A 25,923-nucleotide genomic window follows, 5' to 3' on the forward strand; every position below is an offset into this window, starting at 1 on the left:
GGGCAGTCTCTTAATGAGGAAAAGACAACATGTGCGGTATTGTCGGTATCGCCGGTGTTATGCCGGTAAACCAGTCTATTTATGACGCGTTAACGGTGCTTCAGCACCGTGGGCAGGATGCCGCAGGCATCATCACCATTGATGCAAACAACGGCTTTCGCCTGCGCAAAGCCAACGGCCTGGTGAGTGATGTATTCGAAGCCCGCCATATGCAGCGTCTGCAAGGCAATATGGGTATCGGCCATGTGCGTTATCCGACAGCAGGCAGCTCCAGCGCCTCCGAAGCACAACCCTTTTACGTGAACTCCCCGTACGGGATCACTCTGGCGCACAACGGCAACCTGACCAACGCGCACGAACTGCGCCGGATGCTGTTTGAAGAGAAGCGCCGCCATATCAACACCACCTCGGATTCCGAAGTTCTGCTGAACGTATTCGCCAGCGAACTGGATAACTTCCGCCACTACCCGCTGGAAGCGGATAACATTTTTGCCGCCATTGCTGCTACCAACCGCCTGATCCGCGGCGCATATGCCTGCGTGGCGATGATTATCGGCCATGGCATGGTGGCCTTCCGCGATCCGAACGGTATTCGTCCGCTGGTGCTGGGTAAGCGCGATATCGGCGATGGCCGCACCGAGTATATGGTGGCCTCCGAGAGCGTGGCGCTGGATACCCTGGGCTTCGAATTCTTACGCGACGTCGCGCCCGGCGAGGCGATTTACATCACCGAGAAGGGCCAGCTGTTTACCCGCCAGTGCGCCGATAACCCGGCCAGCAATCCGTGCCTGTTTGAGTATGTCTACTTTGCGCGCCCTGACTCGTTTATCGACAAGATTTCCGTGTACAGCGCCCGCGTCGGCATGGGTAAAAAGCTCGGCGAGAAAATTGCCCGTGAATGGGAAGATCTCGATATCGACGTGGTCATCCCCATCCCGGAAACCTCTTGCGATATCGCGCTGGAGATTGCCCACATCCTGAATAAGCCGTACCGCCAGGGTTTTGTGAAAAACCGCTACGTGGGCCGCACCTTTATCATGCCGGGCCAGCATCTGCGCCGTAAATCGGTGCGCCGCAAGCTCAATGCCAACCGCGCAGAATTCCGCGATAAGAACGTATTGCTGGTGGATGACTCTATCGTTCGCGGCACCACCTCTGAGCAGATTATCGAGATGGCGCGTGAAGCGGGGGCGAAGAAGGTTTATCTGGCCTCTGCTGCGCCGGAAATTCGTTTCCCGAACGTCTACGGCATTGATATGCCGAGCGCTAACGAGCTGATTGCCCACGGGCGCGAAGTGGATGAAATTCGCCAGATCATCGGCGCAGACGGGCTGATTTTCCAGGACCTGGACGATCTGATTGAAGCGGTACGCGCCGAGAACCCAGATATTCAGCAGTTTGAATGCTCGGTGTTTAACGGCGTTTACGTCACGAAAGACGTCGACCAGCAATATCTGGAGTATCTTGAATCCCTGCGTAATGACGACGCCAAAGCGGTGCTGCGCCAGAACGAAGTGGAGAATTTAGAGATGCATAACGAAGGGTAAAACGTCGATCCCTTCCGGACCACCGGGAGGGATTTTTCATTCCGTCTCTCTGCATTTCCCTTCAACGCCTGGCTAACTTGCATATCCCTCGCTGTTGCGGCAAAGTTTGCCCACGTATTTTCCGTTCAGGCAAAAACTAATGAAACGACTCATTGTGGGCATTTCCGGGGCAAGCGGAGCGATTTATGGGGTTCGGTTGTTGCAGGTGCTGCAATCGGTGCCTGAGGTCGAAACCCATCTGATCATGAGCCAGGCCGCACGCCAGACGCTGGCGCTGGAAACCTCGCTGTCGCTGCGCGATGTGCAGGCGCTGGCCGATGTGGTCCACGATGCGCGGGATATCGCCGCCAGCATTTCATCCGGGTCGTTTCGTACATCGGGGATGGTGATCCTGCCATGCTCCATCAAAACGCTCTCCGGCATTGTGCACAGTTATACCGATGGGTTGCTGACCCGCGCCGCAGACGTCGTGTTGAAAGAGCGCCGTCCGTTAATTCTTTGCGTGCGGGAAACGCCGCTGCACGTTGGGCATTTGCGCCTGATGACCCAGGCTGCGGAGTTAGGCGCGGTAATAATGCCGCCGATGCCTGCGTTTTATCACCAGCCCGCCACACTCAATGACGTGATTAACCAGACGGTGAACCGGGTACTCGACCAGTTGGATATCGAACTGCCGGAAGATCTTTTCCATCGCTGGCAGGGAGCCTGACGCATCTGTTCGGTGCGTCGAAATCTGAGCGCCTCATTTTGGGGCATTTTTGTAACCGCGATCAAATCCTGAAAATATAATCCCCGTTCACGCATTTCCGCTAAAGACATTCCCCTTCGTAATGCTATCTTTCACTACATCTACTTTATTGTAACTTTTACTTAACATCTGCCGGGGCTCGCCCGTTCCGCGAAAACTGGCACAGGAAGTGCAATGCAAAGTAGCAACACAACAATATAAACAACACAAAGAAAACCACTTGAGGGTAACGTATGAAGAAGAAGGCTATTGCACTGTCATTGCTGCTGGGGCTCTCCGTGGCGTCCAGCGCGTTCGCCGCGCTGCCGCAGACGGTTCGTATTGGGACGGACGCCACCTACGCACCATTCTCTTCTAAAGACGCCAAAGGCGATTTCGTGGGTTTCGATATCGATCTCGGTAATGAGATGTGCAAGCGCATGGCGGTGAAATGTACCTGGGTGGGCAGCGATTTCGACTCGCTGATCCCGTCTCTGAAAGCCAAAAAAATCGACGCGATTATCTCTTCGCTGTCGATTACTGAAAAACGCCAGCAGGAAATCGCCTTCTCAGAAAAACTGTACGCGGCGGATTCCCGCCTGATTGCCGCCAAAGGCTCGCCGATCCAGCCGACCATCGAGTCGCTGAAAGGCAAGCACGTCGGCGTTCTCCAGGGTTCTACCCAGGAAGGTTTCGCCAACGACAACTGGCGTAACAAAGGCGTCGATGTGGTGGCGTACCAGAACCAGGATCTGATCTATTCCGACCTGGCGGCAGGCCGTCTTGATGCCGCGTTCCAGGATGAAGTCGCCGCCAGCGAAGGCTTCCTGAAGCAGCCAGCGGGTAAAGAGTTCGCGTTTGCCGGCCCGTCAGTGAAAGATAAAAAATACTTTGGCGATGGCACCGGTATCGGCCTGCGCCAGAGCGACACCGAGCTGAAAGCAGCCTTTGATAAAGCCTTTGATGAACTGCGTAAAGACGGCACTTACGACAAAATAGCGAAGAAATACTTCGACTTTAACGTCTACGGTGACTAATACGGACGCGCCCGGTTCGCCCGGGCGCGGCTTTGGGTAACGGCCATTCCATAGCGTCTCACTTTTTTGGTGCAATTTACCGACGATGTTGCGTTATGGTGCATGGATCGCACTGTTTTAGCGCGTCGAGTGAATAATTAAGCATCGTAAGCGAAAAAAATCCGCGTGGGCGGGCATAATCTTTTGCCTAAATGCGCATAACAGTGGCACGATACGTGCTGTCTCGATGTTTAGAGCACTACAACACAAAAAGACAACTCACCGAGGATTGCTATGAAAAAGTTGGTGTTATCCCTTTCTCTGGTACTGGCGTTTTCCAGTGTTTCCACCGCGTTCGCCGCGATTCCAAAAAATCTCCGTATCGGCACCGATCCCACTTATGCACCCTTCGAATCGAAGAATGCGCAGGGGGAATTAGTCGGTTTTGATATCGATTTGGCGAAAGAGCTGTGTAAACGCATCCAGACACAATGTACCTTCGTTGAAAACCCGCTGGATGCGCTGATCCCGTCTTTGAAAGCGAAAAAAATCGACGCCATTATGTCGTCGCTTTCCATCACCGAAAAACGTCAGCAGGAAATCGCATTCACCGACAAACTCTACGCGGCGGATTCTCGCCTGGTAGTGGCAAAAGATTCTGATATTGAACCGAATCTTGAGAAGCTGAAAGGCAAACGTGTCGGCGTATTGCAGGGCACCACCCAGGAAACTTACGGCAATGTGCACTGGGCGCCAAAAGGCGTAGAAATCGTTTCCTATCAGGGCCAGGACAACATCTATTCTGACCTGACCGCAGGCCGTATCCAGGCCGCGTTCCAGGATGAAGTCGCCGCCAGCGAAGGCTTCCTGAAACAGCCTATCGGTAAAGATTACAAGTTCGGCGGCCCGTCCATCAAAGACGAGAAGCTGTTCGGCGTCGGCACCGGCATGGGTATTCGTAAAGAAGACAACGAACTGCGTGAAGCGCTGAACAAAGCCTTTGCTGAAATGCGTGCCGATGGCACCTACGAAAAACTGGCTAAGAAATACTTCGACTTTGACGTATACGGCGGTTAATCGTCACATAGAGTTGCCGCGCCCCGGCTAGCCGGGGCGTTATAAGGGTTAACCCGTCAGGCGCTCATTTAAGACAGATATTGATCACAGGATAAGCACCATGCTGTATGGGTTTTCACAAGTCATCTTACAAGGGGCTATCGTCACGCTTGAACTGGCGCTGAGCTCCGTTATCCTGGCGGTTCTCATTGGCCTGGTGGGCGCGGCGGGAAAGCTGTCACGCAACCGCGCGCTGGGGCTGCTGTTTGAAGCCTATACCACGCTGATCCGCGGCGTTCCCGATCTCGTTTTGATGTTGCTCATTTTCTACGGGCTGCAAATTGCCCTGAATACCGTGACCGACGCGCTGGGCCTGGCGCAGTTTGATATCGATCCGATGGTCGCGGGTATCATCACGCTGGGATTTATCTACGGCGCTTACTTCACCGAAACCTTTCGCGGCGCGTTTATGGCGGTGCCGAAAGGGCATATCGAAGCCGCTACCGCCTTTGGATTCACCAATGTGCAAACCTTCCGCCGCGTTCTGTTCCCCGCGATGATGCGCTTTGCGCTACCGGGGATCGGCAACAACTGGCAGGTTATCCTCAAAGCCACCGCGCTGGTCTCGCTGCTGGGACTGGAAGATGTGGTCAAGGCTACGCAGCTCGCCGGTAAAAGCACCTGGGAGCCGTTCTACTTTGCCGTGGTCTGCGGTGTGATTTATTTAGTGTTTACCACCGTTTCCAACGGCGTACTGTTGCTGCTGGAGCGCCGTTATACGGTGGGTGTGAAGAGGGCCGACCTGTGATTGAAATTATTCAGGAATACTGGAAATCCCTGCTGTGGACCGACGGTTACCGTTTTACCGGGGTGGCGATCACCCTGTGGTTGTTAATTTCTTCGGTAGTGATGGGCGGCATCCTGGCGGTGTTTCTCGCTATTGGTCGCGTCTCCAGCAATAAATTTATCCAGTTTCCCATCTGGCTGTTTACCTATATCTTCCGCGGTACGCCGCTGTATGTGCAGTTGCTGGTATTTTACTCCGGCATGTACACCCTGGAAGTGGTTAAAGGCACCGAACTGCTGAACGCCTTTTTCCGCAGCGGCCTGAACTGTACCGTGCTGGCATTGACGCTCAATACCTGCGCCTACACCACCGAGATTTTCGCCGGGGCGATTCGTTCAGTACCCCATGGCGAAATCGAAGCGGCGCGCGCCTATGGCTTTTCGCGCTTTAAAATGTACCGCTGCATTATTCTGCCTTCGGCGCTGCGTATCGCGCTGCCGGCCTACAGCAATGAAGTGATTTTAATGCTGCACTCCACGGCGCTGGCGTTTACCGCCACCGTGCCGGATCTGCTGAAAATCGCCCGTGATATTAACTCGGCGACCTATCAGCCGTTTACCGCCTTCGGTATTGCGGCGGTGCTTTATCTCATGATTTCTTATGTCCTGATAAGCCTGTTCCGCCGCGCGGAGAGACGCTGGTTAGGGCATGTTAAACCTGCTTCAACGCACTGAGTGGCCCACGAATGTCTGACAATAAATTAAACGTTACCGACCTGCACAAACGCTACGGCGAACATGAAGTGCTTAAAGGGGTCTCGCTTAAGGCCAATGCCGGAGATGTGATTAGCATCATCGGCTCCTCAGGCTCGGGGAAAAGTACCTTTTTACGCTGCATCAACTTCCTCGAAAAACCGAGCGAAGGCACCATTGTGGTGAATAACCAGAATATCGGCCTGGTGCGCGATAAAGACGGCCAGTTAAAGGTGGCGGATAAAAACCAGTTACGCCTGTTGCGTACCCGTCTGACCATGGTATTCCAGCACTTCAACCTGTGGAGCCATATGACGGTACTGGAAAACGTCATGGAAGCCCCGGTGCAGGTGCTGGGGTTAAGCAAGCAGGAAGCCCGGGATCGCGCGGTAAAATACCTTGAGAAAGTGGGCATCGACGCCCGTGCCCAGGGGAAATACCCAGTGCACCTTTCCGGTGGCCAGCAGCAGCGCGTTTCCATCGCCCGTGCGTTAGCCATGGAGCCGGAAGTGCTGCTGTTTGATGAGCCAACCTCGGCACTGGACCCGGAGCTGGTGGGCGAAGTGCTGCGCATCATGCAGAAGCTGGCGGAAGAGGGCAAAACCATGGTGGTGGTTACCCACGAAATGGAGTTTGCCCGCCACGTCTCCAGTCATGTGATTTTCCTGCATCAGGGGAAAATCGAAGAAGAGGGCGCGCCGGACGAGCTGTTTAACAACCCGCGAAGCCCGCGTTTGCAGCAGTTCCTGAAAGGATCGCTGAAGTAACTCTGGTCACTCAACGGGAAAGGCCGCATCTGGCGCTTTCCCGTTCACACGTTATTCGTCCAACAGCCTGAGCGCGCTGGCTTCGTCGGTCACTAACCCGGAAACCCAGCCGCCGCGCAGCGCCGCCCGGATGGCGGGATATTTCTTTTCCCCACCCGCAAAGCCAATGATCGGACGCGTGGTATGGCTTTCCAGCGGCACGCTGGTCAATAGTTCATCCAGTTCGCCGATGATGCGCTCGCCATTGTAATCGAAAAAATGGCCCAGCATTTCGCCCGCCACGCCGCGTTTTTCCAGACTGTGTACCTGCTCGTCGGTGATAAATCCTTCCGCATTCAGCGGGCAGCCGACGGAGACGTCACCGATGCCGAGAAACGCGACGTGGGCATCCAGCGCCCGTGCGGCGACGCGCTGATAAACCTGATGTTGGCACCACATTTTTTTATCCTCCGGGTTATCCGCATACAGCGGCGCGGGGATGAAAAAATATTTGCCTTGCATCTTTTCCGCCATGCGCAGCGGGACGTCATAGCGGGTGCCGGAGTCGTCGCGCGCGATGGCCCCAATCATCGAAACGCAGTGATGCTGTGGCCGTTCGCTCCAGGGCAGGGCGTCAATGATCGCCCGCAGCGTTTTGCCGGAACCGACGCCAAACACCTGCGGCTGCTCGTCAGCGATATATTGCGACATCACCTCCGCGCCTTCGACCGCCAGCATCTGCTGAATAGCCTCGTTATCCAGCGAGGCGGACGGCACTACCCTGCACAGCGACAGGCCGTATTTTTCCTGTAGCGCCGCCGCCAGCTTCAGGCAGTGCGTGACGGGATGGGCGATTTTCACGCTCACCATGCCCTGTTCGCGCGCCGAGGAGATCAGGCGTTGCGCCACCTGCCGTGATAATCCCAGGGTTTTGGCAATCTCCTGCTGAGTCAGCCCTGCCACGTAATACATCCATGCAGCCCGCGCAGCCTGTTCCTGTTTTTTCTCTTCTCTGCTCATAGCGTAATCCCTGATTCAACTGTGTGTAGTGTATCGCGCCCGCGCAAATATCAAAAATGGGCAATTGCCATTTAATTGGGCAAAAGCTTTATTTTGTGACACGACTCCCGGAATGGATCGCGTAATGGCGACTACCCTACTTAAAACGGGCAAATGCTCATTAAGTTGGCAAATACTCATTCTGAGGTGTGTATGAATAATCAAAGCGTGTGGATGCATATTGGTGCCGGTTCTTTTCATCGGGCTCATCAGGCATGGTACTTACACAAACTGCGCGAGCAGGGTGACGACAGTTGGCGTATTGCGCTGGGAAATATTCGCGATGACGCCAACGCCTTGCTGACGCAACTGGACAAGCAGCAGGGCGCTTATGTGCTGGAAACCGTTTCGCCTGAGGGCGAACGCCATTACGAACACATTTCCTCCATTAAGACGGTGTTGCCGTGGGATGCGCAAATCAGCGCGCTGGTGGAACAGGGGGCAAATCCACACACCCGCGTTATCGCGTTTACCGTCACCGAAAGCGGCTATTACCTGACGCCGGAACACGAACTGGATCTGACTCAGGCGGACGTGAAGGCGGATTTAGTGGAGGGTATTCGCACCCTTTACGGCGCGCTCACCCGCATCCTGAAACGCCGCGTTGAGATGGGCGGCGCGCCAGTCACCTTACTGAACTGCGATAACTTGCGTCATAACGGTGAGCGCTTTCGCCACGGTTTTCTCTCGTTCCTGAAAGCGAAGCAGGAAACGGCGCTGTATAACTGGGTGAGCGCCAATACCACCTCGCCGAATACCATGGTTGACCGCATCACACCGCGCCCGACGCCGGACGTCGCAGAACGCGTCAAAGTGGCAACGGGGATTCAGGACGCCGTGCCGGTGATGGGCGAGTCGTTTATTCAGTGGGTGATTGAAGATGATTTCATCGCCGGGCGTCCGGCGCTGGAAAAGGTCGGCGTGGAGCTGGTGGATTCTGTGCTGCCCTGGGAAGAGGCCAAGATCCGCATTCTTAACGCCACTCACAGCTGCATTGCCTGGGCGGGAACGCTGATTGGGCTTTCTTACATCGACGACAGTACCCGTCATCCGGTGATCCGCCAGCTGGCCTGGGAATACGTGTCTCAGGACGTGATCCCGTCTCTGACCCCGAGTCCGCTTGATTTAGGCGACTATCGCGATGTGGTGCTGGCGCGCTTTAGCAATCCGCATATCAAAGATACCAACCAGCGCGTCGCCGCCGACGGGTTATCAAAAATCCCCGGCATGGTGACGCCGACCTTAATTCAGTGCTACGCGCGCGGCTGCGAGCCGCAGGCCAGCGCGGTACTCCCGGCGCTGTTTTACCTGTTCCTACAGCGCTGGGCGCAGGGGGAACTGCCGTATGAATATCAGGATGGCGTCATGCAGCCTGACACTATCCGCGCGCTGTTTGCCGGTTCCGATCCGCTGAAAGCCTTTACCTCGGATGAGGCGTTATTTGCGGAGCTGGCGGGTAACGACGCGTTTCATGCGCTGATGGTGCGCACCGTCGCCCGGATGCAAGCCTGGGTGAACGAAACCACCGCACAACCGCTGACTGCGTAACGGGGGCGCTATGTATCTGGGAATCGATATCGGCACATCAGAACTGAAAGCACTGGTGATTAATGAGCAGGGTGAGATTGTCGCTGCGCAACATGTCGCTCTGAACGTGCAGCGCCCCCATCCCCTCTGGGCGGAACAGGACCCGCAGGCCTGGTGGCAGGCCACCTGTCAGGTTGTGGCGGCGCTGCGCCAGCAGATGCCGGAAGCCTGGGCGGCGATCCGCGCCATTGGTCTGTCCGGCCAGATGCACGGCGCGGTGCTGCTGGACAAACAGGGCGAGGTACTGCGCCCCTGCATCCTGTGGAACGACACGCGAAGCCACCGGGAGTGCGACGACCTGCGTGAGCGCCATCCAGAAATCATGACCCTCAGCGCCAATATGATCATGCCGGGTTTTACTGCGCCGAAGCTGGCCTGGGTGGCGCGTCATGAACCGAAGATTTTTCAACAGATCGATAAAGTGCTGCTGCCGAAAGATTATCTGCGCTGGCGCTTAACCGGCGAGTTTGTAAGCGATCCCTCCGATGCGGCAGGCACGCTGTGGCTTGACGTGGCAAAACGCGACTGGTCTGACGCTTTGCTGGCGGCCACGGATTTATGCCGTGAGCAGATGCCGCGCCTGGTGGAAGGCAGCGAAGTTAGCGCCACGCTGGATGCGGCGCTGGCAACCGAATGGGGCTTAAGCGCAGACGTGGTGGTTGCCGGTGGCGGCGGCGACAACGCCACCTCGGCGGTGGGCGTTGGCGCGGTAAATCCCGGCGATGCGCTGATCTCGCTCGGCACTTCCGGGGTGATATTTGTGGTCAATGACGCGCTCCAGGCCGATCCGTCCTCCGGCGTGCACGCTTTCTGCCACGCGCTGCCTGGACGCTGGCATCAAATGAGCGTGATGCTCAGCGCCGCCAGTTGCCTGCGCTGGGTATGTAATCTGCTCGGGGTAACGGAAGGCCAGCTCATGGAAGAGATGGCGCTGTTAACCGACGAGGAAAAACAGCGCGCGCCGCTGTTCTTACCGTACCTGAGCGGCGAGCGGACGCCGCACAATGATCCCGAGGCCAGCGGCAGTTTCTTCAACCTGCGCCATGAAACTCGCCGCGCCCTGCTGGGCTATGCGGTGATTGAAGGCGTGGCATTCGGCCTTGCGGACGGCATGGATGTGCTGGGCGACGCCCGGCAGACCATCACCCGTTGCAGTCTGACCGGCGGCGGCGCGCGCAGCACGCTGTGGGCGCAGTTGATCGCCGACGTGCTCGACGTCACCGTTGTCACCCATCCGGCCAGCTCCTCGGGGGCGTTAGGCGCGGCGCGGTTAGCCTGGCTTGCCTGCGGTGCTGATGAGCAAACGGTTTGCCGTAAACCGCCCGTTCAGCACACGTTCGAACCCGCCCGCGCGCGTCAGGGCTGGCTGGAAAAACGCCTGGCGCTGTTCCGTCTGCTGTATCAGCAACAGCGGCAGGCTCGCGCGCTCTTACCCTGATTGATGATGATAAATGCCAGGCGCGGACACCGACGCCTGGCCCCCTGTACCCTGTGAAGAGGAAGATTGTGATGCAATCGCAACAATACTGGTTTGGGTTACCCAAACATCTGCTGTGGGGTTTTATCGCTATCGCCATTTTTATGAGCGGCGATGGTTTCGAGATGGCGTTCCTGTCAAAACACATTACCGACATGGGATTCAGCCCGGCGCAGTCGGCGATGGTATTTGCCGTTTACGGTTTTGCCGCCGCGCTGGCGGCCTGGGCCTCTGGCGTCGTGGCGGAACTGATCACCCCGCAAAAAGCCATGGTAATCGGCTTTGTGCTGTGGTGCGTGATGCACGCGCTGTTTATGGCGCTGGGGCTCGGGATGCGCAATTATCCGCTGATGCTGCTGTTTTACGGGATTCGCGGCCTGGCTTATCCGCTGTTTATTTACTCGTTCATGATGATGCTGGTGCAGGTGTTGCCGCGTGAGAAACTGGCGGCGGCGACCGGCTGGTTCTGGGCAATGTACTCTGTGGGCATCGGCGTAGTCGGCAGTTATCTGCCGAGCTTTACCATTCCGATGATGGGCGAAACCGGCACGCTGTGGATGGCGATTGGCTGGGTGGCCGTGGGCGGCGTGACTGCGCTGATCAGCCTGCGCAACGTGCCGGTGGATCGCTCGCGGGTGAATCTGCCGATGAAAGAGAAAATGACCGAGCTTTCCCGGGCGGTGACGATCCTGTTTACCAACCGGGACGTGTTCTACGCATGTCTTATCCGTATTATCAACACGCTGTCGCTGTTCGGTTTCGCGATTGTTATGCCGCTGCTGTTTGTCGATCGTCTCGGTTTTACCATTTCGGAATGGCTGCAAATCTGGGCGGTGTTCTTCTTCGTCACCATCTTCACCAATATCTTTTGGGGAATTATGGGCGAGTATATCGGCTGGATCCGCCAGGTACGCTGGTTCGGCTGTCTGGGCATGGCGATCGCCAGCCTGTCGTTTTACTATCTGCCGATGTGGGCGGGCCATAATTTTGCGATAGCGCTGATCCCGGCGGTGCTGCTGGGGATTTTCGTCGCCGCCTTTGTGCCGATGACGGCGGTGTTTCCTACGCTTGAGCCGCATCATAAAGGCGCGGCGGTTTCAATTTATAACCTGTCGGCTGGCATGAGTAACTTTGTCGCACCCGCCATTGCATCGCTGATCCTACCGTTTTTCGATATTGTCGGCGTGGTGTGGGCGTACACCGGTTTGTATCTCTTCGCTGGCGTGTTGACCTTTATCATCAAGGTGCCGCAGCCCAAACGGGCCGCGAAAGCGGTGGATGCCTCAGACGGCTATTCACAACAGCGTATTTAACATTAAGGGCCGCAATAGCGGCCCTTGTTATTTACCGCACCACGTCATGCAGCGCTTCTTCTAAATCGAACCAGCGGAAGCCAAACCCGGACTCTTCCAGCCGCTTCGGCAATGCCCGTTGCCCGCCGAGCACCAGTACGGCGGATTCCCCCATCATCAATTTAATGGCAGTGGCAGGGGCGCGGATAAACGCCGGACGACTCATCACATGCCCCAGGGTATGCGCGAACTGCTCGTTGCGTACCGGATACGGCGACACCATATTGAACGGCCCGCGCAGGTCGTTATTCAGCAGCCAGAGAATGCCGTTCACCATATCATCGACGTGGATCCAGGCCAGATACTGACGCCCGTTGCCCATCGGCCCCCCCAAACCGGTGCGGAACAGCGGCACAATTTTCCCCAGCATCCCGCCCTCCGGGGCGAACACCGCGCCGGTGCGCAGCAGGCAGACGCGAGTTTTATCGCTTTGCGCCTGGCTGGCGATTTGCTCCCATTTGGCGCACAGCTTGTGGGTAAATTCGTTATGCGGCGGTTCATCTTCCGTCACCACCACTTCGCCGAGATCGCCGTAATAGCCGGTGGCTGACCCGGAAATCAGTACCGAGGGTGGGTTATCGCTGGCTTTGATCAACGTAACCAGGCGCTGGGTAATTTGCCAGCGGCTCTGGCACAGCCGCTGTTTCTGCGCCGCCGTCCAGCGCTTATCGGCAATGGGCTCGCCCGCCAGGTTAATTACGGCGTCGAACTCATCCAAATCCTGCGCGTCGGACAGCCCTTTCCAGACGTTGACCCGCTGATCGAGCCGGGAGCGCGCTTTATCCGGGTCGCGCGTCACTACCGTCACGTTATGCCCCAGCACCAACAGCCGTGGCACCAGATGGCGGCCAATCAGGCCAGTGCCGCCGGTAACCAGAATATTCATGCAACCTCCCGGTTGCGCTTAGCGCCGCCAGCTCATGGTCATCGACACCGAGTCGGCATAGCGTAGCGCGTGAAGTTTATCGATCTCCACTTCAGCATAGGTGACCCAGTGGTGTTCCCGTACGATATCGAGCACATCCTGAGTTAATTTTTCGAGCAAAGAGAACCGGTTATTCTCGACGTGCTGAATGATGGCTTTGGTAATAGTGCGATAATTTAATGCGTCCTGAATGTCTTCGCTGGTCCGCGCCCGATCGGCGGGGTAGTGGATCGCCGCATTGATAACAATATCCTGCCGGTTGGCGATCTCTTCTTCCTTGATGCCAATAAAAGCGCGCAGGCGTAAATTTTTGATGCGGATGATGGCGTCCGGCTGTGACATGTCACTCTCTCCATAAGGGTTCTGCCTCGCTATCATACCTTGCCGCGACCGTCTCGCCCACGCGCGCTGCGCCAGACTTAGACCACCTCCGCTTTTTTCCACGCCGCCAGGGTTGCGGGCCGGTTGCGAATGCGCTCGAACCAGTTGCTCACCGCCGGATAGTTCTCCAGCGGGATGCGCTGGCGCTCATGCGACGCTACCCACGGATAGGTCGCGATATCGGCAATGCTGTAATGGCTGCCGCCCAGCCAGGGGGATTTTTCCAGCCGTTTGTTCAGCACGCCGTACAGACGTTGCGTTTCGACCTGGTAGCGCTCAATAGCGTAGGGCACCGGCTGCGGTGCGAAATGGTTGAAGTGGTGATTCTGGCCGAGCATCGGACCAAACCCTGCTACTTGCCAGAATAGCCACTGTAGCGTGGCTTCCCGCTCGCGCAGCTCACCACTCAGGAACTTGCCGGTTTTCTCGGCGAGGTACAGCAAAATCGCCCCGGATTCGAACAGGCTCAGCGGCGCGCCGCCGTCCACGGGATCGTGGTCGACAATGGCGGGGATTTTATTGTTAGGCGAAATCGCCAGAAACTCCGGGCGAAACTGCTCGCCCTTGCCGATATCCACGCGATGAAGCCGGTATTCCAGGCCCGCTTCCTCCAGAAAAAGGGTGATTTTGTGGCCGTTTGGCGTTGGGGCATAAAACAGATCGATCATAACCGCTCCCGAAATGACGTCATGAATGGCTCAACTAAAAAGTATAGTGAGTACAGACATTTTCATCAGATGACAGACAGGGATTTCCAGGATAGTTTTTTGTTAAACGTCCAGAAGATGCGAGGAATTATGAGCCAGCCCGTGATAACACTTTGGTCCGATGCAAATTATTTCAGCCCGTACGTCATGTCTGTTTATGTCGCCCTGAAGGAAAAAGGGCTGAACTTCACCCTGAAAACCGTCGATCTGGATAGCGGACAACACCAACAGGCCGACTGGCAGGGCTTCAACCTGACCCGCCGGGTGCCGTTGCTGGAGATTGACGGCTTTCTGCTTAGCGAGTCTTCCGCCATTGATGAGTATCTCGACGAGCGTTTTGCGCCGCCGGTATGGGAGCGTATTTATCCGCACGACCGGGAAAAACGCGCCCAGGCGCGCCAGGTGCAGGCCTGGCTACGTAGCGATCTGATGCCGATCCGCGAAGAGCGCCCTACCGAGGTGGTGTTTGCGGGCGCTAAGCGCCCTCCGCTCACCCCGGCAGGGCAGCAGGCGGCGCAAAAACTGTTCGCCATCGCCGGTTCCCTGCTGCGCGACGGGCAGCAAAACCTGTTTGGCGAGTGGTGCATTGCCGACACGGATTTGGCGCTGATGCTCAACCGACTGGTGCTGAACGGTGACGCGGTGCCGGAAGCGCTGGCGGATTACGCGACATTCCAGTGGCAGCGGGCATCGGTTCAGCGCTATGTGGCACTCTCTGCTAAGCGCGCAGGCTGATAAGCGTGGCGGGATCGGCTATTATCCTGTAACTGAATTTTGCTTAAGAGGTGAATGATGAAACTGATGTTCGCATCAGATATTCATGGTTCTCTGGCCGCCACGGAACGAGTGCTGGCGCTGTTTGAACAGAGCGGCGCGCAGTGGTTGATTTTACTGGGCGACCTGCTGAATCACGGCCCGCGCAATGCGTTGCCCGAAGGTTACGCGCCAGCGCAGGTCGCAGAAAAACTCAACGCTTATGCATCGCAACTTATCGCGGTGCGCGGCAACTGCGACAGCGAAGTGGACCAGATGCTGCTTAACTTCCCCATCACCGCACCCTGGCAACAGGTGTTATTGGCGGAACAGCGGCTTTTTTTAACTCACGGCCACCTCTGGCAGCCGGAGAATCTGCCACCCTTAAGTGAACGAGATGTGTTTGTTTATGGTCATACTCATATCCCTGTGGCGCAACAAGGCGAAAGCTGCCTGCTGTTCAACCCGGGTTCGGTAAGCATACCCAAAGGGGGCTTTGCCCCGAGTTATGGCATGCTGGATGATGGCGTTCTGAGCATTCAGACGCTGGATGATTGCCGGGTTATTGCGCAGATGGCAATTACCCCGTAATTTACCCACTTACTAAATATGCGCCGTGAGAGCGCTTCTCTAAAAGGTTTTCTAATGGTTGAGCAGAATCATTTGGCGGGGACGGAATGGGTCGATATTGTCAGTGAAGACAATGAAGTTATCGCCCAGTGCAGTCGTGAGCAGATGCGTGCTGAACGCCTGAGACATCGTGCGACCTATATCGTGGTGCATGACGGTATGGGCAAAATTCTGGTGCAGCGCCGTACCGAAAACAAAGATTTCCTGCCCGGCATGCTGGATGCCACCGCAGGCGGCGTTGTGCAGTCAGAGGAAACGATGCTGGATTCTGCACGTCGCGAAGCCGAAGAGGAGTTGGGCATTGCAGGCGTGCCGTTTGCCGAGCACGGCATGTTCTATTTCGAGGATGAACATTGCCGGGTGTGGGGCGGTTTGTTTAGCTGCGTATCCCACGGGCCGTTTGCGCTTCAGGAAGAAGAAGTGAGCGAAGTAAGCTGGATGGAACCGGAAGAGATCACCGCGCGCTGCGATGAATTTACCCCGGACTCCCTGAAAGCGCTGGCGTTGTGGATGACCCGTAACGCCAAAAATGAATCGGCTAAAAAAGAGAAGCAGGAAGAGACGGAATAATTACCGCATCTGATGCCCTCGCCAGCTCTGGCGAGGGCAATCCCCGATTTAATGGTAGCCCATCAGCTGTGCGCCAATCACCACCACGCTGGACATGATAAACAGCAGTCCCAACAGCGTTGCCCCCACCTTAATCCAGTTGCGGAAATCCACCCGGCAAACGCCGAGCGTGGCCATCAGCGAAGCCGACGTGGGGTAGATAATATGGCTGAACCCGTCGCCAAACTGGAACGCCAGCACCGTGACCTGACGGTTTACGCCCACCAAATCGCCCAGCGGCGCCAGCAATGGCATGGTTAATGCCGCCTGGCCGGAACCCGAAGTCACAAAGAAATTAAACACCGCCTGAAACAGCAGCATAAACCAGGCGGCCACGGCGTTATCCAGCCCGCTGATGCCGTTGGCGATGCTGTTGAGTAGCGTATTCAGCACGCTGGCTTCCCCGGCTTCGCCGCTGCCCACCAGCAGCAGTATCCCTTTAGCGAAGCCGACCAGCAGGGCAGGGGCGATCATCATCTTCGCGCCCTCGGTAAACGAGGAGGCCATGACGTTTATCGTCATGCCGTTGAGGCGGAATACCACCGCAATCAGGCCAATCACCAGGCCCATAGTGAAAAACTGGCTGGCAATCTCGGGAATAAACCACGCGTTGACGATAACGCCCCAGACCACCCAAATCATCACGCCGGTGAGCACCAGCAGAACCAGCCAGTCGCCCAGGGTAAAAGGCCGCTTGATGACGTCATCCTGCTGTTCGCGGAAAAAACGATCTGATTCATAAACCCGCGACAGGTGCGGGTTTTTCTTCACCCGTGCGGCATAGGCCAGCGTGAACAGCAGGCCAATCAGTGTGGAAACTATCCATACCACGATCCGCAACCCTGACCCCGAGAGCACCGGTAAACCCGCGATACCCTGGGCCACAACCACGCAAAACGGGTTCATCCATGAACTGGCAAAGCCAATTTGGGTGGCGATGTAGGTGACAAGCACCGTGGTGATGCTGTCATATCCCAGGCGCACCATCAGCGGCGCGATAATGATAGCGAACGCCACCGCCTCCTCGCCCATGCCAAAGACCGCGCCACCGAGCGAAAACAGGATAAACAGCACCGGGATAAACAGCGCTTCATTGCCTCGGGTGTGGCGGATCAGTGCCAGGATACCGTTATCGATGGTGCCGGTACGCATTACGATGCCAAACGCGCCGCCGATCACCAGCATAAACATGATGATCCCAACGGCAGTGCCGAATTTAGAACCGGAGGTTAATCCTTCAAACGGGAAGTTCATCAGGCCTGGTCGTTCATCGCCGGTGCTGAAAAATTGCACCCGGTGGTACTGTTCTTCCCCTGCATCGTTAGTCAGGATGCGAAACGAGTGAGGGTCAACGACTTTACGGGTTTTGCTTTGACCGTCGACCTGGTATTGCACTTCCTGGCTATCAAATACCCCTACCGGGACCACCCAGGTGGCAAGACTGGTCAGTATGGCGACAAAAAAGATGATGACCAGCGTATCGGGCATCGCCCATTTTTTGGCTGGCTTAGATGGAGACTCGGTGATTGCAGACATAACACACTATCCCTGTTGCATGGCAAAACGATAATTATGCAAACAGGCGAATAGCTATTCATTGATGACACGCAGAGAAATGAACAAATCCGATTTTTACTCTGCGCTGATTTTTAAGATAAAAAAAAAGCCGGAAACAGGGCGCTGTTTCCGGCTTTCGGATGCACAGCGCAGTGGCTGTGCATGGGCATCGCAGATTACTGCTGCTGAGCGGACTGGATCGCGGTCAGTGCGATGGTGTAAACGATATCGTCTACCAGCGCGCCACGAGACAGGTCGTTAACCGGTTTGCGCATACCCTGCAGCATCGGCCCGATGGAGATCAGGTCGGCAGAACGCTGTACCGCTTTGTACGTGGTGTTACCGGTGTTCAGATCCGGGAAGATGAACACGGTAGCACGACCAGCAACCGGCGAGTTCGGCGCTTTAGATTTGGCTACATCAGCCATTACTGCGGCGTCATACTGTAGCGGACCGTCGATGACCAGATCCGGGCGTTTTTCCTGAGCGATGCGGGTCGCTTCACGGACTTTCTCTACATCGCTGCCCGCGCCAGAGGTGCCGGTGGAGTAGGAGAGCATGGCAACGCGCGGGTCGATGCCGAACGCGGCAGCGGAGTCTGCGGACTGGATAGCGATCTCAGCCAGCTGTTCAGCGGTCGGGTCCGGGTTGATGGCGCAGTCGCCATAAACGTAAACCTGCTCCGGCAGCAGCATAAAGAACACAGAAGAAACCAGGGAGCTGCCCGGTGCGGTTTTGATCAGCTGCAACGGCGGACGGATGGTGTTGGCAGTGGTGTGAACCGCGCCGGATACCAGACCGTCAACTTCATCCTGCTCAAGCATCAGGGTGCCCAGCACGACGTTATCTTCCAACTGCTCGCGGGCAACCGCTTCGGTCATGCCCTTGCTCTTACGCAGTTCAACCAGACGGGCGACATAGCTTTCGCGAACCACTTCCGGGTCGACGATTTCAATGCCGGTGCCCAGTTCCACGCCCTGTGCTGCCGCAACGCGGGTGATTTCATCCGGGTTGCCTAACAGCACGCAGGTCGCGATGCCGCGTTCAGCGCAGATAGCCGCTGCTTTAACGGTACGCGGCTCGTCGCCTTCCGGCAGAACCACGCGTTTACCGGCTTTACGCGCCAGCTCGGTTAGCTGATAACGGAATGCAGGCGGAGACAGACGGCGGCTGCGCTCGGAGCTGGCGGTCAGGGATTCGATCCAGTCAGCATTGATGTGGCTGGCCACGTATTCCTGCACTTTCTCGATACGCTCATGGTCATCAACCGGAACTTCCAGGTTGAAGCTCTGTAGGCTCAGGGAAGTCTGCCAGGTGTTGGTGTTCACCATGAACAGCGGCAGGCCGGTGGCGAAAGCGCGCTCGCACAGTTTGCTGATGCGGGCGTCCATTTCGTAACCGCCGGTCAGCAGAACAGCGCCGATTTCCACGCCGTTCATGGCGGCCAGACATGCGGCAACCAGCACGTCAGGACGGTCAGCGGACGTCACCAGCAGAGAACCTGCGCGGAAATGTTCCAGCATATGCGGGATGCTGCGCGCACAGAAGGTCACGGATTTCACGCGGCGGGTTTTGATATCGCCTTCGTTGATCACGGTGGCTTTCAGGTGACGCGCCATGTCGATAGCACGTGTCGCGATCAGATCGAAGCTCCACGGCACCGCGCCCAGCACCGGCAGCGGGCTAACCGCTTGCAGTTGTTGCGCGTCGATGTTGATCACTTTGGCTTTGTTGGAATCGTCAAAGATTTCAGACAGGTCAGGGCGGGTGCGGCCTTGCTCGTCAACCGGGGCGTTCAGCTTGTTGATGATAACGCCGGTGATGTTGGTGTTTTTCACGCCGCCGAAGCTGCTGCGGGTCAGTTCGATACGCTCTTTCAACTGCTCCGGGGTATCGGTGCCCTGAGACATCACGAACACGATTTCCGCGTTCAGGGTCTTGGCGATTTCGAAGTTCAGCGACTGCGCGAACTGGTGTTTGCGGGTCGGCACCAGGCCTTCAACCAGCACCACTTCTGCCTCTTTGGTGTTCTCGTGGTAGCGCGCGATGATCTCTTCCATCAGCACATCTTTCTGATTGCTGGAAAGCAGAGACTCAACGTGGCTCATCTTCAGCGGCTCAGCGGCCGGAAGATTAGAATTGGTGCGCACGATCGTGGTGGTCTGGTCCGGCGCATCGCCGCCAGCGCGCGGCTGCGCGATCGGTTTAAAGACGCTCAAACGAACGCCTTTACGTTCCATAGCACGGATCACGCCGAGGCTGACGCTGGTCAGGCCGACGCTGGTTCCGGTAGGGATAAGCATAATTGTACGGGACACGGTTTATCCTCTTATACACGGCGGCCAGAAATTCTCTGGCACAGAAAACAACACCGCCAGCAGAGGCTGGCGGCGAGGGATTAAGCGGTCAGGCGGCTCGCATCCTGAGCGATCACCAGTTCTTCGTTGGTCGGGATGACCATCGCAGCGCGGGTGCCTTCTTTGTTGATGAAGCCGGATTTGCCGAAACGGGCAGCCAGGTTACGTTCGTGATCGACTTCGAAGCCCAGTACGCCCAGTTTGCCCAGAGACAGTTCGCGAACCATCGCCGCGTTTTCACCGATACCGCCGGTGAACACCACGCCATCCAGACGACCGTCCATCAGCGCAGTGTAAGAGCCGATGTATTTCGCCAGGCGGTGGCAGTAAACGTCCATTGCACGCTTAGCGTCTTCTTTGGATTCGTAGTTGTCTTCAACATAGCGGCAGTCGCTGGTGACTTCGGTCAGGCCCAGCAGGCCGGACTCTTTGGTCAGCATCTTGTTGATCTGGTCAACGCTCATGCCCAGGTTGTCGTGCAGGAAGAAAATGATCGCCGGGTCGATGTCACCGGTACGGGTGCCCATCACCAGGCCTTCCAGCGGGGTCAGACCCATAGAGGTGTCCACGCACTCGCCGTTGCGAATTGCAGAAACGGAACCGCCGTTGCCCAGGTGGCAAGTGATAATGTTCACTTCTTCCACCGGCTTGTTCAGCATTTTCGCGGCTTCCTGAGTCACATAGTAGTGGCTGGTACCGTGGAAACCGTAACGACGAACGCCGTGCTCTTTGTACAGATTGTACGGCAGGGCATACAGGTAAGATTCTTCCGGCATGGTCTGATGGAACGCGGTGTCGAACACGGCAACGTTCTTGTCTTTCAACTGCGGGAAGGATTTCAGCGCTTCTGCGATACCGATCAGGTGAGCCGGGTTATGCAGCGGTGCGAAAGAGGCAGAATCTTTGATGCCCTGGATGACGGATTCGTCGATAACCACAGAGCTGGTGTACTTCTCGCCGCCGTGTACGATACGATGACCAATCGCGGTCAGTTGTGCGGACAGCTCTGGTTTTTGTGCCAGAATAGTATTAACGATATAGTTCAGTGCTTCGCTGTGAGCGGCACCTGCACCTAAAGCCGCTTCTTGTTTACCGCCATCCATTTTCCATTTGATACGGGCTTCAGGAAGATGGAAACATTCGGCTAAACCAGAGAGGTACTCTTCACCATTTGCCGCGTCGATGATCGCGAATTTCAGTGAGGAGCTACCGCAGTTCAGAACCAGTACTAACTTACTCGACATGGAAGTACCTATATTGATACGTGGCTAAAAAAACGTCAGTGAGTCTATCAGCGTAGCGCATGATGACGCTGACATTTATGATTAACGTCATGGCAGGGATAAAATTCGCCATCACGAAGGAAATTCTTAGCATTATCGCCTGGTTGACGGCCTGAAGCCAAAGCGAGGCGATTCAATGTTGACAGGGTGTACCCTAAGGTCTACGCCATCAAAAGCTGGCACAGGATACCTGATAGCACGGCTTTTTGAAAAAGATTTTGAATGGTGATATGCACTGTTGTTATCTTGCACGAAATTTTGATTATTTATATGTGAAGTTGAGGTAAAGCCATGTCCACTCCCGAGAATTCCCCCATTAGCTTTTTTAGCTTATTTCGCCGGGGACAGCACTATGCCAAGACGTGGCCTATGGAAAAACGCCTCGCCCCGATGTTTGTGGAAAACCGCGTGATCCGCGCCACCCGCTTTGCCATTCGCTTTATGCCGCCAATTGCGGTGTTTACGTTAACCTGGCAAATCGCGCTCGGCGGGCAGCTCGGCCCGGCGGTCGCCACTGCGCTGTTCGCCATCAGCCTGCCGATGCAGGGCCTGTGGTGGCTGGGCAAACGCTCGGTTACGCCGTTGCCGCCTTCTATTCTGCACTGGTTTTATGAGGTGCGTTCCAAACTGGAAGAGGCGGGCCAGTCCCTCGCGCCGGTGCAGGGCAAGCCCGATTACCAGGCACTAGCTGATACGTTAAAGCGGGCGTTTCGCCAGTTAGACAAAACTTTCCTGGATGATTTGTAATTTGCCCCCTGTTGCGCATATAAATGAGGGCATCTGAGTTGCTTAACGCGCCTATGCGTAACAGGAGTCAAAAATGGAAATGACCAACGCTCAACGTCTGATTCTCTCGAATCAGTACAAAATGATGACCATGCTCGACCCGGATAACGCCGAGCGCTATCGTCGCCTGCAAACTATTATCGAACGCGGCTACGGCCTGCAAATGCGCGAACTGGACCGTGAGTTCGGCGAGCTAAAAGAAGAAACCTGCCGCACCATCATCGACGTGATGGAGATGTACCACGCGTTGAGCGTCTCCTGGACCAACCTGAAAGACAATCCTGGCATTGATGAGCGCCGCGTCACTTTCCTGGGCTTTGATGCCGCCACGGAAGCGCGCTACCTCGGTTATGTGCGCTTTATGGTTAATATCGAAGGCCGCTATACCCATTTCGATGCTGGCACCCACGGCTTTAACGCCCAGACCCCGATGTGGGAAAAATACCAGCGGATGCTGAAAGTGTGGCATTCCTGCCCGCGCCAGTATCACCTGAGCCCGAACGAAATCACCCAGATCGTAAACGCCTGACGGGAGCCTGCTGTGATCAAAGGTTTTTTGTTCGATCTTGACGGAACGCTGGTGGATTCATTGCCGGTAGTGGAACGCGCCTGGTGCGGCTGGGCCGATCGTTTCGACATTGCCCATGATGAGGTGTTGAATTTTATCCACGGCAAACAGGCGATTACCTCGCTGCGCCATTTTATGGCGGGCCGCAGTGAAGCGGAGATCCAGGCGGAGTTCCTGCGCCTGGAACAGATTGAAGCCACCGATACTGACGGCGTCACCGCGCTGCCTGGCGCGGTAGCGCTGCTGAACCATCTCAATGAACAGGGCATTCCCTGGGCGATCGTGACTTCCGGTTCGATACCCGTCGCCTCAGCGCGCCGGGCGACGGCGGGTTTGCCAGAGCCGAAAGTTTTCGTCACGGCGGAGCGCGTGGCGCGCGGTAAACCGGAGCCGGATGCCTATCTGCTTGGCGCGCAGTTGCTGGGGCTGAAGCCTGAAGAGTGCGTGGTGGTAGAAGATGCCCCTGCGGGCATTCTTTCCGGGCTGGCGGCAGGCAGCGAGGTTATCGCAGTGAATGCGCCGGACTCGACGCCGCGTCTTGATGAGGTCAATTTGCGTCTTGATACGCTCACCGCATTGACCGTGGAAAAACAGCCCGACGGCGCGATCCGCTACGCAAAACGCGCACTTTCATGATGTCATCCCGCCACGCTTTACTCAAAAAGCGTTAGTATGTTCCCACTTCATTATTGACGAAGCATTTCAGGTGCTTCGTCAATTTTTGCACCCCCTACCCGAGGCCCGCGTCAACTAACAAGGAAAGCGAGTGAACAGCGAACTGATATGGGTTCTGATTTTATTGGCTGTGGCGGTACTCCTGTTTGCCACCGGTAAAGTCCGCATGGATGCGGTCGCGTTAATGGTCATCGTGGCCTTTGTATTAAGCGGTACCCTTACCTTAAGCGAAGCTTTTTCCGGCTTTAGCGATCCCAATGTGATTTTGATTGCCGCCCTGTTTGTGATTGGCGACGGGCTGGTGCGTACCGGCGTCGCCACCAAAATGGGGTCATGGCTGGTGGACATGTCGGGCAGCAGCGAAACGCGCATGTTGGTGCTGCTGATGCTGACTGTCGCGGGTCTCGGCGCGTTTATGAGCTCAACTGGCGTGGTGGCGATTTTTATACCGGTAGTGCTCAGCGTATCGATGCGCATGAAAACCTCGCCGTCACGCCTGATGATGCCGCTCAGTTTCGCTGGCCTGATCAGCGGCATGATGACGCTGGTGGCGACGCCGCCCAACCTGGTGATCAACAGCGAGCTGTTGCGCGAGGGGCTGGCCGGGTTTCACTTTTTTAGCGTTACCCCGCTGGGGCTGGTGATTTTGCTGCTTGGCATCGTCTATATGCTGGTGATGCGCGGCGCACTTACCGGCAGTAGCAAAGATGAGGGCGCGGACACCTGGCGGCGGCGCACTTTCCGCGAGCTGATTAAAGAGTACCGGCTGGCGGGCAGGGCGCGGCGTCTGGCAATCCGTCCGGGGTCGCCAATGATTGGTCAACGGCTTGATGATTTGAAACTACGCGAGCGCTATGGCGCGAACGTCATTGGGGTAGAGCGCTGGCGGCGTTTTCGCCGGGTGATCGTTAACGTTCATGGCGTCACCGAGTTCCGCGCCAGGGATGTGCTGCTGATCGATATGTCGGCGTCTGACGTCGATCTCCGTCAGTTTTGCAGCGAGCAACTGCTGGAACCGATGATATTGCGTGGTGAGTACTTCTCCGATCAGGCGCTGGACGTGGGGATGGCGGAAGTGTCGCTGATCCCGGATTCGGAAATCGTCGGCAAAACGGTGCGGGAAATCGGCTTTCGTACCCGCTACGGCTTAAACGTGGTGGGCCTGCGCCGCAATGGCGACGCGCTGGAAGAGAGCATCGTCAACGAACCGTTGGAGCTGGGGGATATTTTGCTGGTAGTGGGCGACTGGAAGCTCATCGCCCAGCTCAGCCAGAAAAAGCGCGACTTTCTGGTGCTGAACCTGCCGGTGGAGGAGGGGGATGCGTCTCCGGCGCACAGCCAGGCACCTCACGCGATTTTCTGCCTGGCGCTGATGGTGGCGCTGATGTTGACCGATGAAATCCCCAACCCCATCGCTGCGATTATCGCCTGCCTGCTGATGGGTAAATTTCGCTGTATCGATGCGGAAAGCGCCTGGAAAGCCATTCACTGGCCAAGCATTATTTTGATCGTCGGGATGATGCCGTTTGCGCTGGCGTTACAAAAAACCGGTGGCGTGGAGCTAATCGTCCAGGGATTGATGCAGGTGGGCGGCGGCTACGGCCCGTACCTGATGCTGATTTGCCTGTTTGTGATGTGTGCGACCATCGGGCTGTTTATCTCTAACACCGCGACGGCGGTATTGATGGCACCGATTGCCCTGGCGGCGGCCAAGTCTATGGGCGTCTCGCCGTATCCTTTTGCCATGATGGTAGCGATGGCGGCGTCGGCGGCGTTTATGACACCGGTTTCATCGCCGGTAAACACCCTGGTGCTGGGCCCAGGGAATTACCGGTTTAGTGACTTCGTAAAGATCGGGGTACCGTTTACGCTGATTGTGATGGTGGTGTGCGTAATTTTGATTCCACTGCTGTTCCCGTTTTAAGGCTACAGCGATGAATCCTGGCTAATTTCGTCCAGCGAGAGATGGAAACTCGGGACAAACATCTGCACAAAATAGTCCATTTCCTGGCTCCGCCGCGCCTCAAGCGTTTTTTCGAGACGCGATTTCGCCAGCAAAAACTCGTTGTTGCCCGCAGACAGCTCCTCCAGGCATTTCAGATAGGCGCACAGCGCGTCAGCCTGCTTAACGATGGCGCGCTCCTCGTCGCTGCTGTAGTGCTCATCAATCAGCGGCATAAAGATGTCGCGCAGCTCATCCGGCACCATATCCACCAGCTTTTGCTGGGCGATCTTCTCAATCGCTTTGTATTCATGGGCGATTTGGTTGTTGAAGTACTTTACCGGCGTCGGTAAATCCCCGGTCAACACTTCGCTGGCGTCGTGATACATCGCCAACAGGGCGATGCGCTCGGCATTCAGTTCCCCGCCGAACTTACGGTTTTTAATCGCCGCCAGAGCGTGGGCGACCATCGCTACCTGCAAACTGTGCTCGGAGACGTTTTCGGTACGCACGTTGCGCATCAGGGGCCAGCGGTTAATCAGCTTCAGACGGGAAAGATAGGCGAAGAAGTGGCTTTGATTCATTTCAGGCGGTCTCTTGCTACGACAGAGTGCCATTGTGCGAGGTGTTGGGGGAAGATGCAA

25 protein-coding genes are annotated in these 25,923 nt (G+C 56.4%); 17 read left to right on the forward strand and 8 right to left on the reverse strand.

Annotated features, from left to right (window positions below):
* Positions 1-29: 29 nt before the first annotated feature.
* From purF to hisP, 7 genes are all read left to right on the forward strand, one after another.
* Complete coding sequence (gene purF / locus RT120_RS00485; protein ID WP_312978228.1) at positions 30-1,547, forward strand: amidophosphoribosyltransferase; 1,518 nt, start codon at positions 30-32, stop codon at positions 1,545-1,547.
* Between the two features lie 139 nt (positions 1,548-1,686).
* Positions 1,687-2,256: a UbiX family flavin prenyltransferase gene (locus RT120_RS00490; protein WP_312978230.1), complete on the forward strand. Its 570-nt coding sequence runs from the start codon at positions 1,687-1,689 to the stop codon at positions 2,254-2,256.
* A 272-nt stretch (positions 2,257-2,528) separates the two neighbouring features.
* Positions 2,529-3,311 carry a lysine/arginine/ornithine ABC transporter substrate-binding protein ArgT gene (gene argT, locus RT120_RS00495; RefSeq protein ID WP_312978232.1) on the forward strand — a complete coding sequence of 261 codons (783 nt, stop codon included), beginning with the start codon at positions 2,529-2,531 and terminating at the stop codon, positions 3,309-3,311.
* 273 nt (positions 3,312-3,584) lie between these two features.
* Positions 3,585-4,367: a histidine ABC transporter substrate-binding protein HisJ gene (hisJ, locus tag RT120_RS00500; protein ID WP_312978234.1), complete on the forward strand. Its 783-nt coding sequence runs from the start codon at positions 3,585-3,587 to the stop codon at positions 4,365-4,367.
* 100 nt (positions 4,368-4,467) lie between these two features.
* Positions 4,468-5,154, forward strand: a complete 687-nt coding sequence (locus tag RT120_RS00505) for a histidine ABC transporter permease HisQ (protein ID WP_312978236.1) — start codon at positions 4,468-4,470, stop codon at positions 5,152-5,154.
* Complete coding sequence (gene hisM / locus RT120_RS00510) at positions 5,151-5,867, forward strand: histidine ABC transporter permease HisM (protein WP_312978238.1); 717 nt, start codon at positions 5,151-5,153, stop codon at positions 5,865-5,867. Before RT120_RS00505 ends, hisM begins: the two co-directional genes overlap by 4 nt.
* An 11-nt stretch (positions 5,868-5,878) precedes the next feature.
* Positions 5,879-6,652, forward strand: coding sequence for a histidine ABC transporter ATP-binding protein HisP (gene hisP / locus RT120_RS00515; protein WP_312978240.1), 774 nt, complete (start codon positions 5,879-5,881; stop codon positions 6,650-6,652).
* Positions 6,653-6,703: 51 nt separating this feature from the next.
* On the opposite strand, the gene RT120_RS00520 is transcribed toward hisP, so the two are convergent.
* Positions 6,704-7,651, reverse strand: coding sequence for a sugar-binding transcriptional regulator (locus tag RT120_RS00520; RefSeq protein WP_312978242.1), 948 nt, complete (start codon positions 7,649-7,651; stop codon positions 6,704-6,706).
* Between the two features lie 192 nt (positions 7,652-7,843).
* Here RT120_RS00520 and dalD point away from each other — a divergent pair, with 192 nt between their 5' ends.
* From dalD to RT120_RS00535, 3 genes are all read left to right on the forward strand, one after another.
* Positions 7,844-9,238, forward strand: coding sequence for a D-arabinitol 4-dehydrogenase (dalD, locus tag RT120_RS00525; RefSeq protein WP_312978243.1), 1,395 nt, complete (start codon positions 7,844-7,846; stop codon positions 9,236-9,238).
* Positions 9,239-9,248: 10 nt separating this feature from the next.
* A complete protein-coding gene (gene xylB, locus RT120_RS00530) occupies positions 9,249-10,715 on the forward strand; it encodes a xylulokinase (RefSeq protein WP_312978246.1) in 1,467 nt (488 codons plus the stop codon).
* Positions 10,716-10,786: 71 nt separating this feature from the next.
* The gene (locus tag RT120_RS00535) at positions 10,787-12,067 is read left to right on the forward strand and encodes an MFS transporter (protein WP_312978248.1); all 1,281 of its coding nucleotides are present in this window, start codon (positions 10,787-10,789) and stop codon (positions 12,065-12,067) included.
* A gap of 31 nt (positions 12,068-12,098) precedes the next feature.
* Here the strand turns inward: RT120_RS00535 and RT120_RS00540 are convergent, their stop codons facing one another.
* The 3 genes from RT120_RS00540 to yfcG form a co-directional block, all read right to left on the reverse strand.
* On the reverse strand, positions 12,099-12,992 hold the full coding sequence (locus tag RT120_RS00540; RefSeq protein WP_312978250.1) for a TIGR01777 family oxidoreductase: 894 nt from the start codon (positions 12,990-12,992) through the stop codon (positions 12,099-12,101).
* A gap of 18 nt (positions 12,993-13,010) precedes the next feature.
* Entirely contained in the window at positions 13,011-13,373 is a 363-nt protein-coding gene (gene folX / locus RT120_RS00545; protein ID WP_312978252.1) for a dihydroneopterin triphosphate 2'-epimerase, read from the reverse strand.
* Positions 13,374-13,450: 77 nt separating this feature from the next.
* Entirely contained in the window at positions 13,451-14,080 is a 630-nt protein-coding gene (gene yfcG / locus RT120_RS00550) for a GSH-dependent disulfide bond oxidoreductase (RefSeq protein WP_312978254.1), read from the reverse strand.
* Positions 14,081-14,209: 129 nt separating this feature from the next.
* On the opposite strand from yfcG, the gene yfcF reads away from it, so the two are divergent.
* Genes yfcF through yfcD form a run of 3 tightly spaced genes read left to right on the forward strand, consistent with a single transcriptional unit; the run spans position 14,210 to position 16,072 of the window.
* Complete coding sequence (gene yfcF, locus RT120_RS00555) at positions 14,210-14,854, forward strand: glutathione transferase (protein ID WP_312978255.1); 645 nt, start codon at positions 14,210-14,212, stop codon at positions 14,852-14,854.
* Positions 14,855-14,911: 57 nt separating this feature from the next.
* Positions 14,912-15,463 (forward strand): phosphodiesterase, encoded by a 552-nt coding sequence (gene yfcE, locus RT120_RS00560; protein ID WP_312978256.1) that lies wholly within the window; start codon positions 14,912-14,914, stop codon positions 15,461-15,463.
* A gap of 54 nt (positions 15,464-15,517) precedes the next feature.
* On the forward strand, positions 15,518-16,072 hold the full coding sequence (yfcD, locus tag RT120_RS00565; RefSeq protein WP_312978258.1) for an NUDIX hydrolase YfcD: 555 nt from the start codon (positions 15,518-15,520) through the stop codon (positions 16,070-16,072).
* 48 nt (positions 16,073-16,120) lie between these two features.
* Here the strand turns inward: yfcD and yfcC are convergent, their stop codons facing one another.
* The 3 genes from yfcC to ackA all read right to left on the reverse strand — a co-directional run bounded on the left by yfcC (position 16,121) and on the right by ackA (position 21,269).
* Entirely contained in the window at positions 16,121-17,647 is a 1,527-nt protein-coding gene (gene yfcC / locus RT120_RS00570; protein ID WP_312978260.1) for a putative basic amino acid antiporter YfcC, read from the reverse strand.
* Between the two features lie 197 nt (positions 17,648-17,844).
* The gene (gene pta, locus RT120_RS00575) at positions 17,845-19,986 is read right to left on the reverse strand and encodes a phosphate acetyltransferase (RefSeq protein WP_312978262.1); all 2,142 of its coding nucleotides are present in this window, start codon (positions 19,984-19,986) and stop codon (positions 17,845-17,847) included.
* Between the two features lie 80 nt (positions 19,987-20,066).
* Entirely contained in the window at positions 20,067-21,269 is a 1,203-nt protein-coding gene (gene ackA, locus RT120_RS00580; RefSeq protein ID WP_312978264.1) for an acetate kinase, read from the reverse strand.
* A gap of 330 nt (positions 21,270-21,599) precedes the next feature.
* On the opposite strand from ackA, the gene yfbV reads away from it, so the two are divergent.
* The 4 genes from yfbV to RT120_RS00600 all read left to right on the forward strand — a co-directional run bounded on the left by yfbV (position 21,600) and on the right by RT120_RS00600 (position 25,261).
* Entirely contained in the window at positions 21,600-22,055 is a 456-nt protein-coding gene (gene yfbV / locus RT120_RS00585; protein ID WP_312978266.1) for a terminus macrodomain insulation protein YfbV, read from the forward strand.
* A gap of 73 nt (positions 22,056-22,128) precedes the next feature.
* Complete coding sequence (locus RT120_RS00590; protein WP_312978268.1) at positions 22,129-22,623, forward strand: YfbU family protein; 495 nt, start codon at positions 22,129-22,131, stop codon at positions 22,621-22,623.
* A 12-nt stretch (positions 22,624-22,635) separates the two neighbouring features.
* Positions 22,636-23,298 carry a sugar phosphatase gene (locus RT120_RS00595; protein ID WP_312978270.1) on the forward strand — a complete coding sequence of 221 codons (663 nt, stop codon included), beginning with the start codon at positions 22,636-22,638 and terminating at the stop codon, positions 23,296-23,298.
* Between the two features lie 130 nt (positions 23,299-23,428).
* Positions 23,429-25,261 (forward strand): SLC13 family permease, encoded by a 1,833-nt coding sequence (locus RT120_RS00600; protein WP_312978272.1) that lies wholly within the window; start codon positions 23,429-23,431, stop codon positions 25,259-25,261.
* Between the two features lie 2 nt (positions 25,262-25,263).
* On the opposite strand, the gene yfbR is transcribed toward RT120_RS00600, so the two are convergent.
* Positions 25,264-25,863, reverse strand: coding sequence for a 5'-deoxynucleotidase (gene yfbR, locus RT120_RS00605; RefSeq protein ID WP_312978274.1), 600 nt, complete (start codon positions 25,861-25,863; stop codon positions 25,264-25,266).
* Positions 25,864-25,923 lie beyond the last annotated feature (60 nt).

The sequence above is a fragment of the Atlantibacter sp. genome (assembly GCF_032062175.1).
Lineage (GTDB): Bacteria > Pseudomonadota > Gammaproteobacteria > Enterobacterales > Enterobacteriaceae > Atlantibacter.

Bases quoted from the DNA above. Each gene is read 5' to 3' on its own strand.
- yfcE (WP_312978256.1), top strand. From the start codon at position 14,912: ATGAAACTGATGTTCGCATCAGATATTCATGGTTCTCTGGCCGCCACG.
- RT120_RS00590 (WP_312978268.1), top strand. From the start codon at position 22,129: ATGGAAATGACCAACGCTCAACGTCTGATTCTCTCGAATCAGTACAAA.
- xylB (WP_312978246.1), top strand. From the start codon at position 9,249: ATGTATCTGGGAATCGATATCGGCACATCAGAACTGAAAGCACTGGTG.
- hisJ (WP_312978234.1), top strand. From the start codon at position 3,585: ATGAAAAAGTTGGTGTTATCCCTTTCTCTGGTACTGGCGTTTTCCAGT.
- hisP (WP_312978240.1), top strand. From the start codon at position 5,879: ATGTCTGACAATAAATTAAACGTTACCGACCTGCACAAACGCTACGGC.
- RT120_RS00540 (WP_312978250.1), bottom strand. From the start codon at position 12,992: ATGAATATTCTGGTTACCGGCGGCACTGGCCTGATTGGCCGCCATCTG.
- RT120_RS00520 (WP_312978242.1), bottom strand. From the start codon at position 7,651: ATGAGCAGAGAAGAGAAAAAACAGGAACAGGCTGCGCGGGCTGCATGG.
- RT120_RS00535 (WP_312978248.1), top strand. From the start codon at position 10,787: ATGCAATCGCAACAATACTGGTTTGGGTTACCCAAACATCTGCTGTGG.
- yfcD (WP_312978258.1), top strand. From the start codon at position 15,518: ATGGTTGAGCAGAATCATTTGGCGGGGACGGAATGGGTCGATATTGTC.
- purF (WP_312978228.1), top strand. From the start codon at position 30: ATGTGCGGTATTGTCGGTATCGCCGGTGTTATGCCGGTAAACCAGTCT.
- yfcC (WP_312978260.1), bottom strand. From the start codon at position 17,647: ATGTCTGCAATCACCGAGTCTCCATCTAAGCCAGCCAAAAAATGGGCG.
- ackA (WP_312978264.1), bottom strand. From the start codon at position 21,269: ATGTCGAGTAAGTTAGTACTGGTTCTGAACTGCGGTAGCTCCTCACTG.
- yfcF (WP_312978255.1), top strand. From the start codon at position 14,210: ATGAGCCAGCCCGTGATAACACTTTGGTCCGATGCAAATTATTTCAGC.
- yfcG (WP_312978254.1), bottom strand. From the start codon at position 14,080: ATGATCGATCTGTTTTATGCCCCAACGCCAAACGGCCACAAAATCACC.
- yfbV (WP_312978266.1), top strand. From the start codon at position 21,600: ATGTCCACTCCCGAGAATTCCCCCATTAGCTTTTTTAGCTTATTTCGC.
- folX (WP_312978252.1), bottom strand. From the start codon at position 13,373: ATGTCACAGCCGGACGCCATCATCCGCATCAAAAATTTACGCCTGCGC.
- argT (WP_312978232.1), top strand. From the start codon at position 2,529: ATGAAGAAGAAGGCTATTGCACTGTCATTGCTGCTGGGGCTCTCCGTG.
- RT120_RS00490 (WP_312978230.1), top strand. From the start codon at position 1,687: ATGAAACGACTCATTGTGGGCATTTCCGGGGCAAGCGGAGCGATTTAT.
- RT120_RS00505 (WP_312978236.1), top strand. From the start codon at position 4,468: ATGCTGTATGGGTTTTCACAAGTCATCTTACAAGGGGCTATCGTCACG.
- dalD (WP_312978243.1), top strand. From the start codon at position 7,844: ATGAATAATCAAAGCGTGTGGATGCATATTGGTGCCGGTTCTTTTCAT.
- yfbR (WP_312978274.1), bottom strand. From the start codon at position 25,863: ATGAATCAAAGCCACTTCTTCGCCTATCTTTCCCGTCTGAAGCTGATT.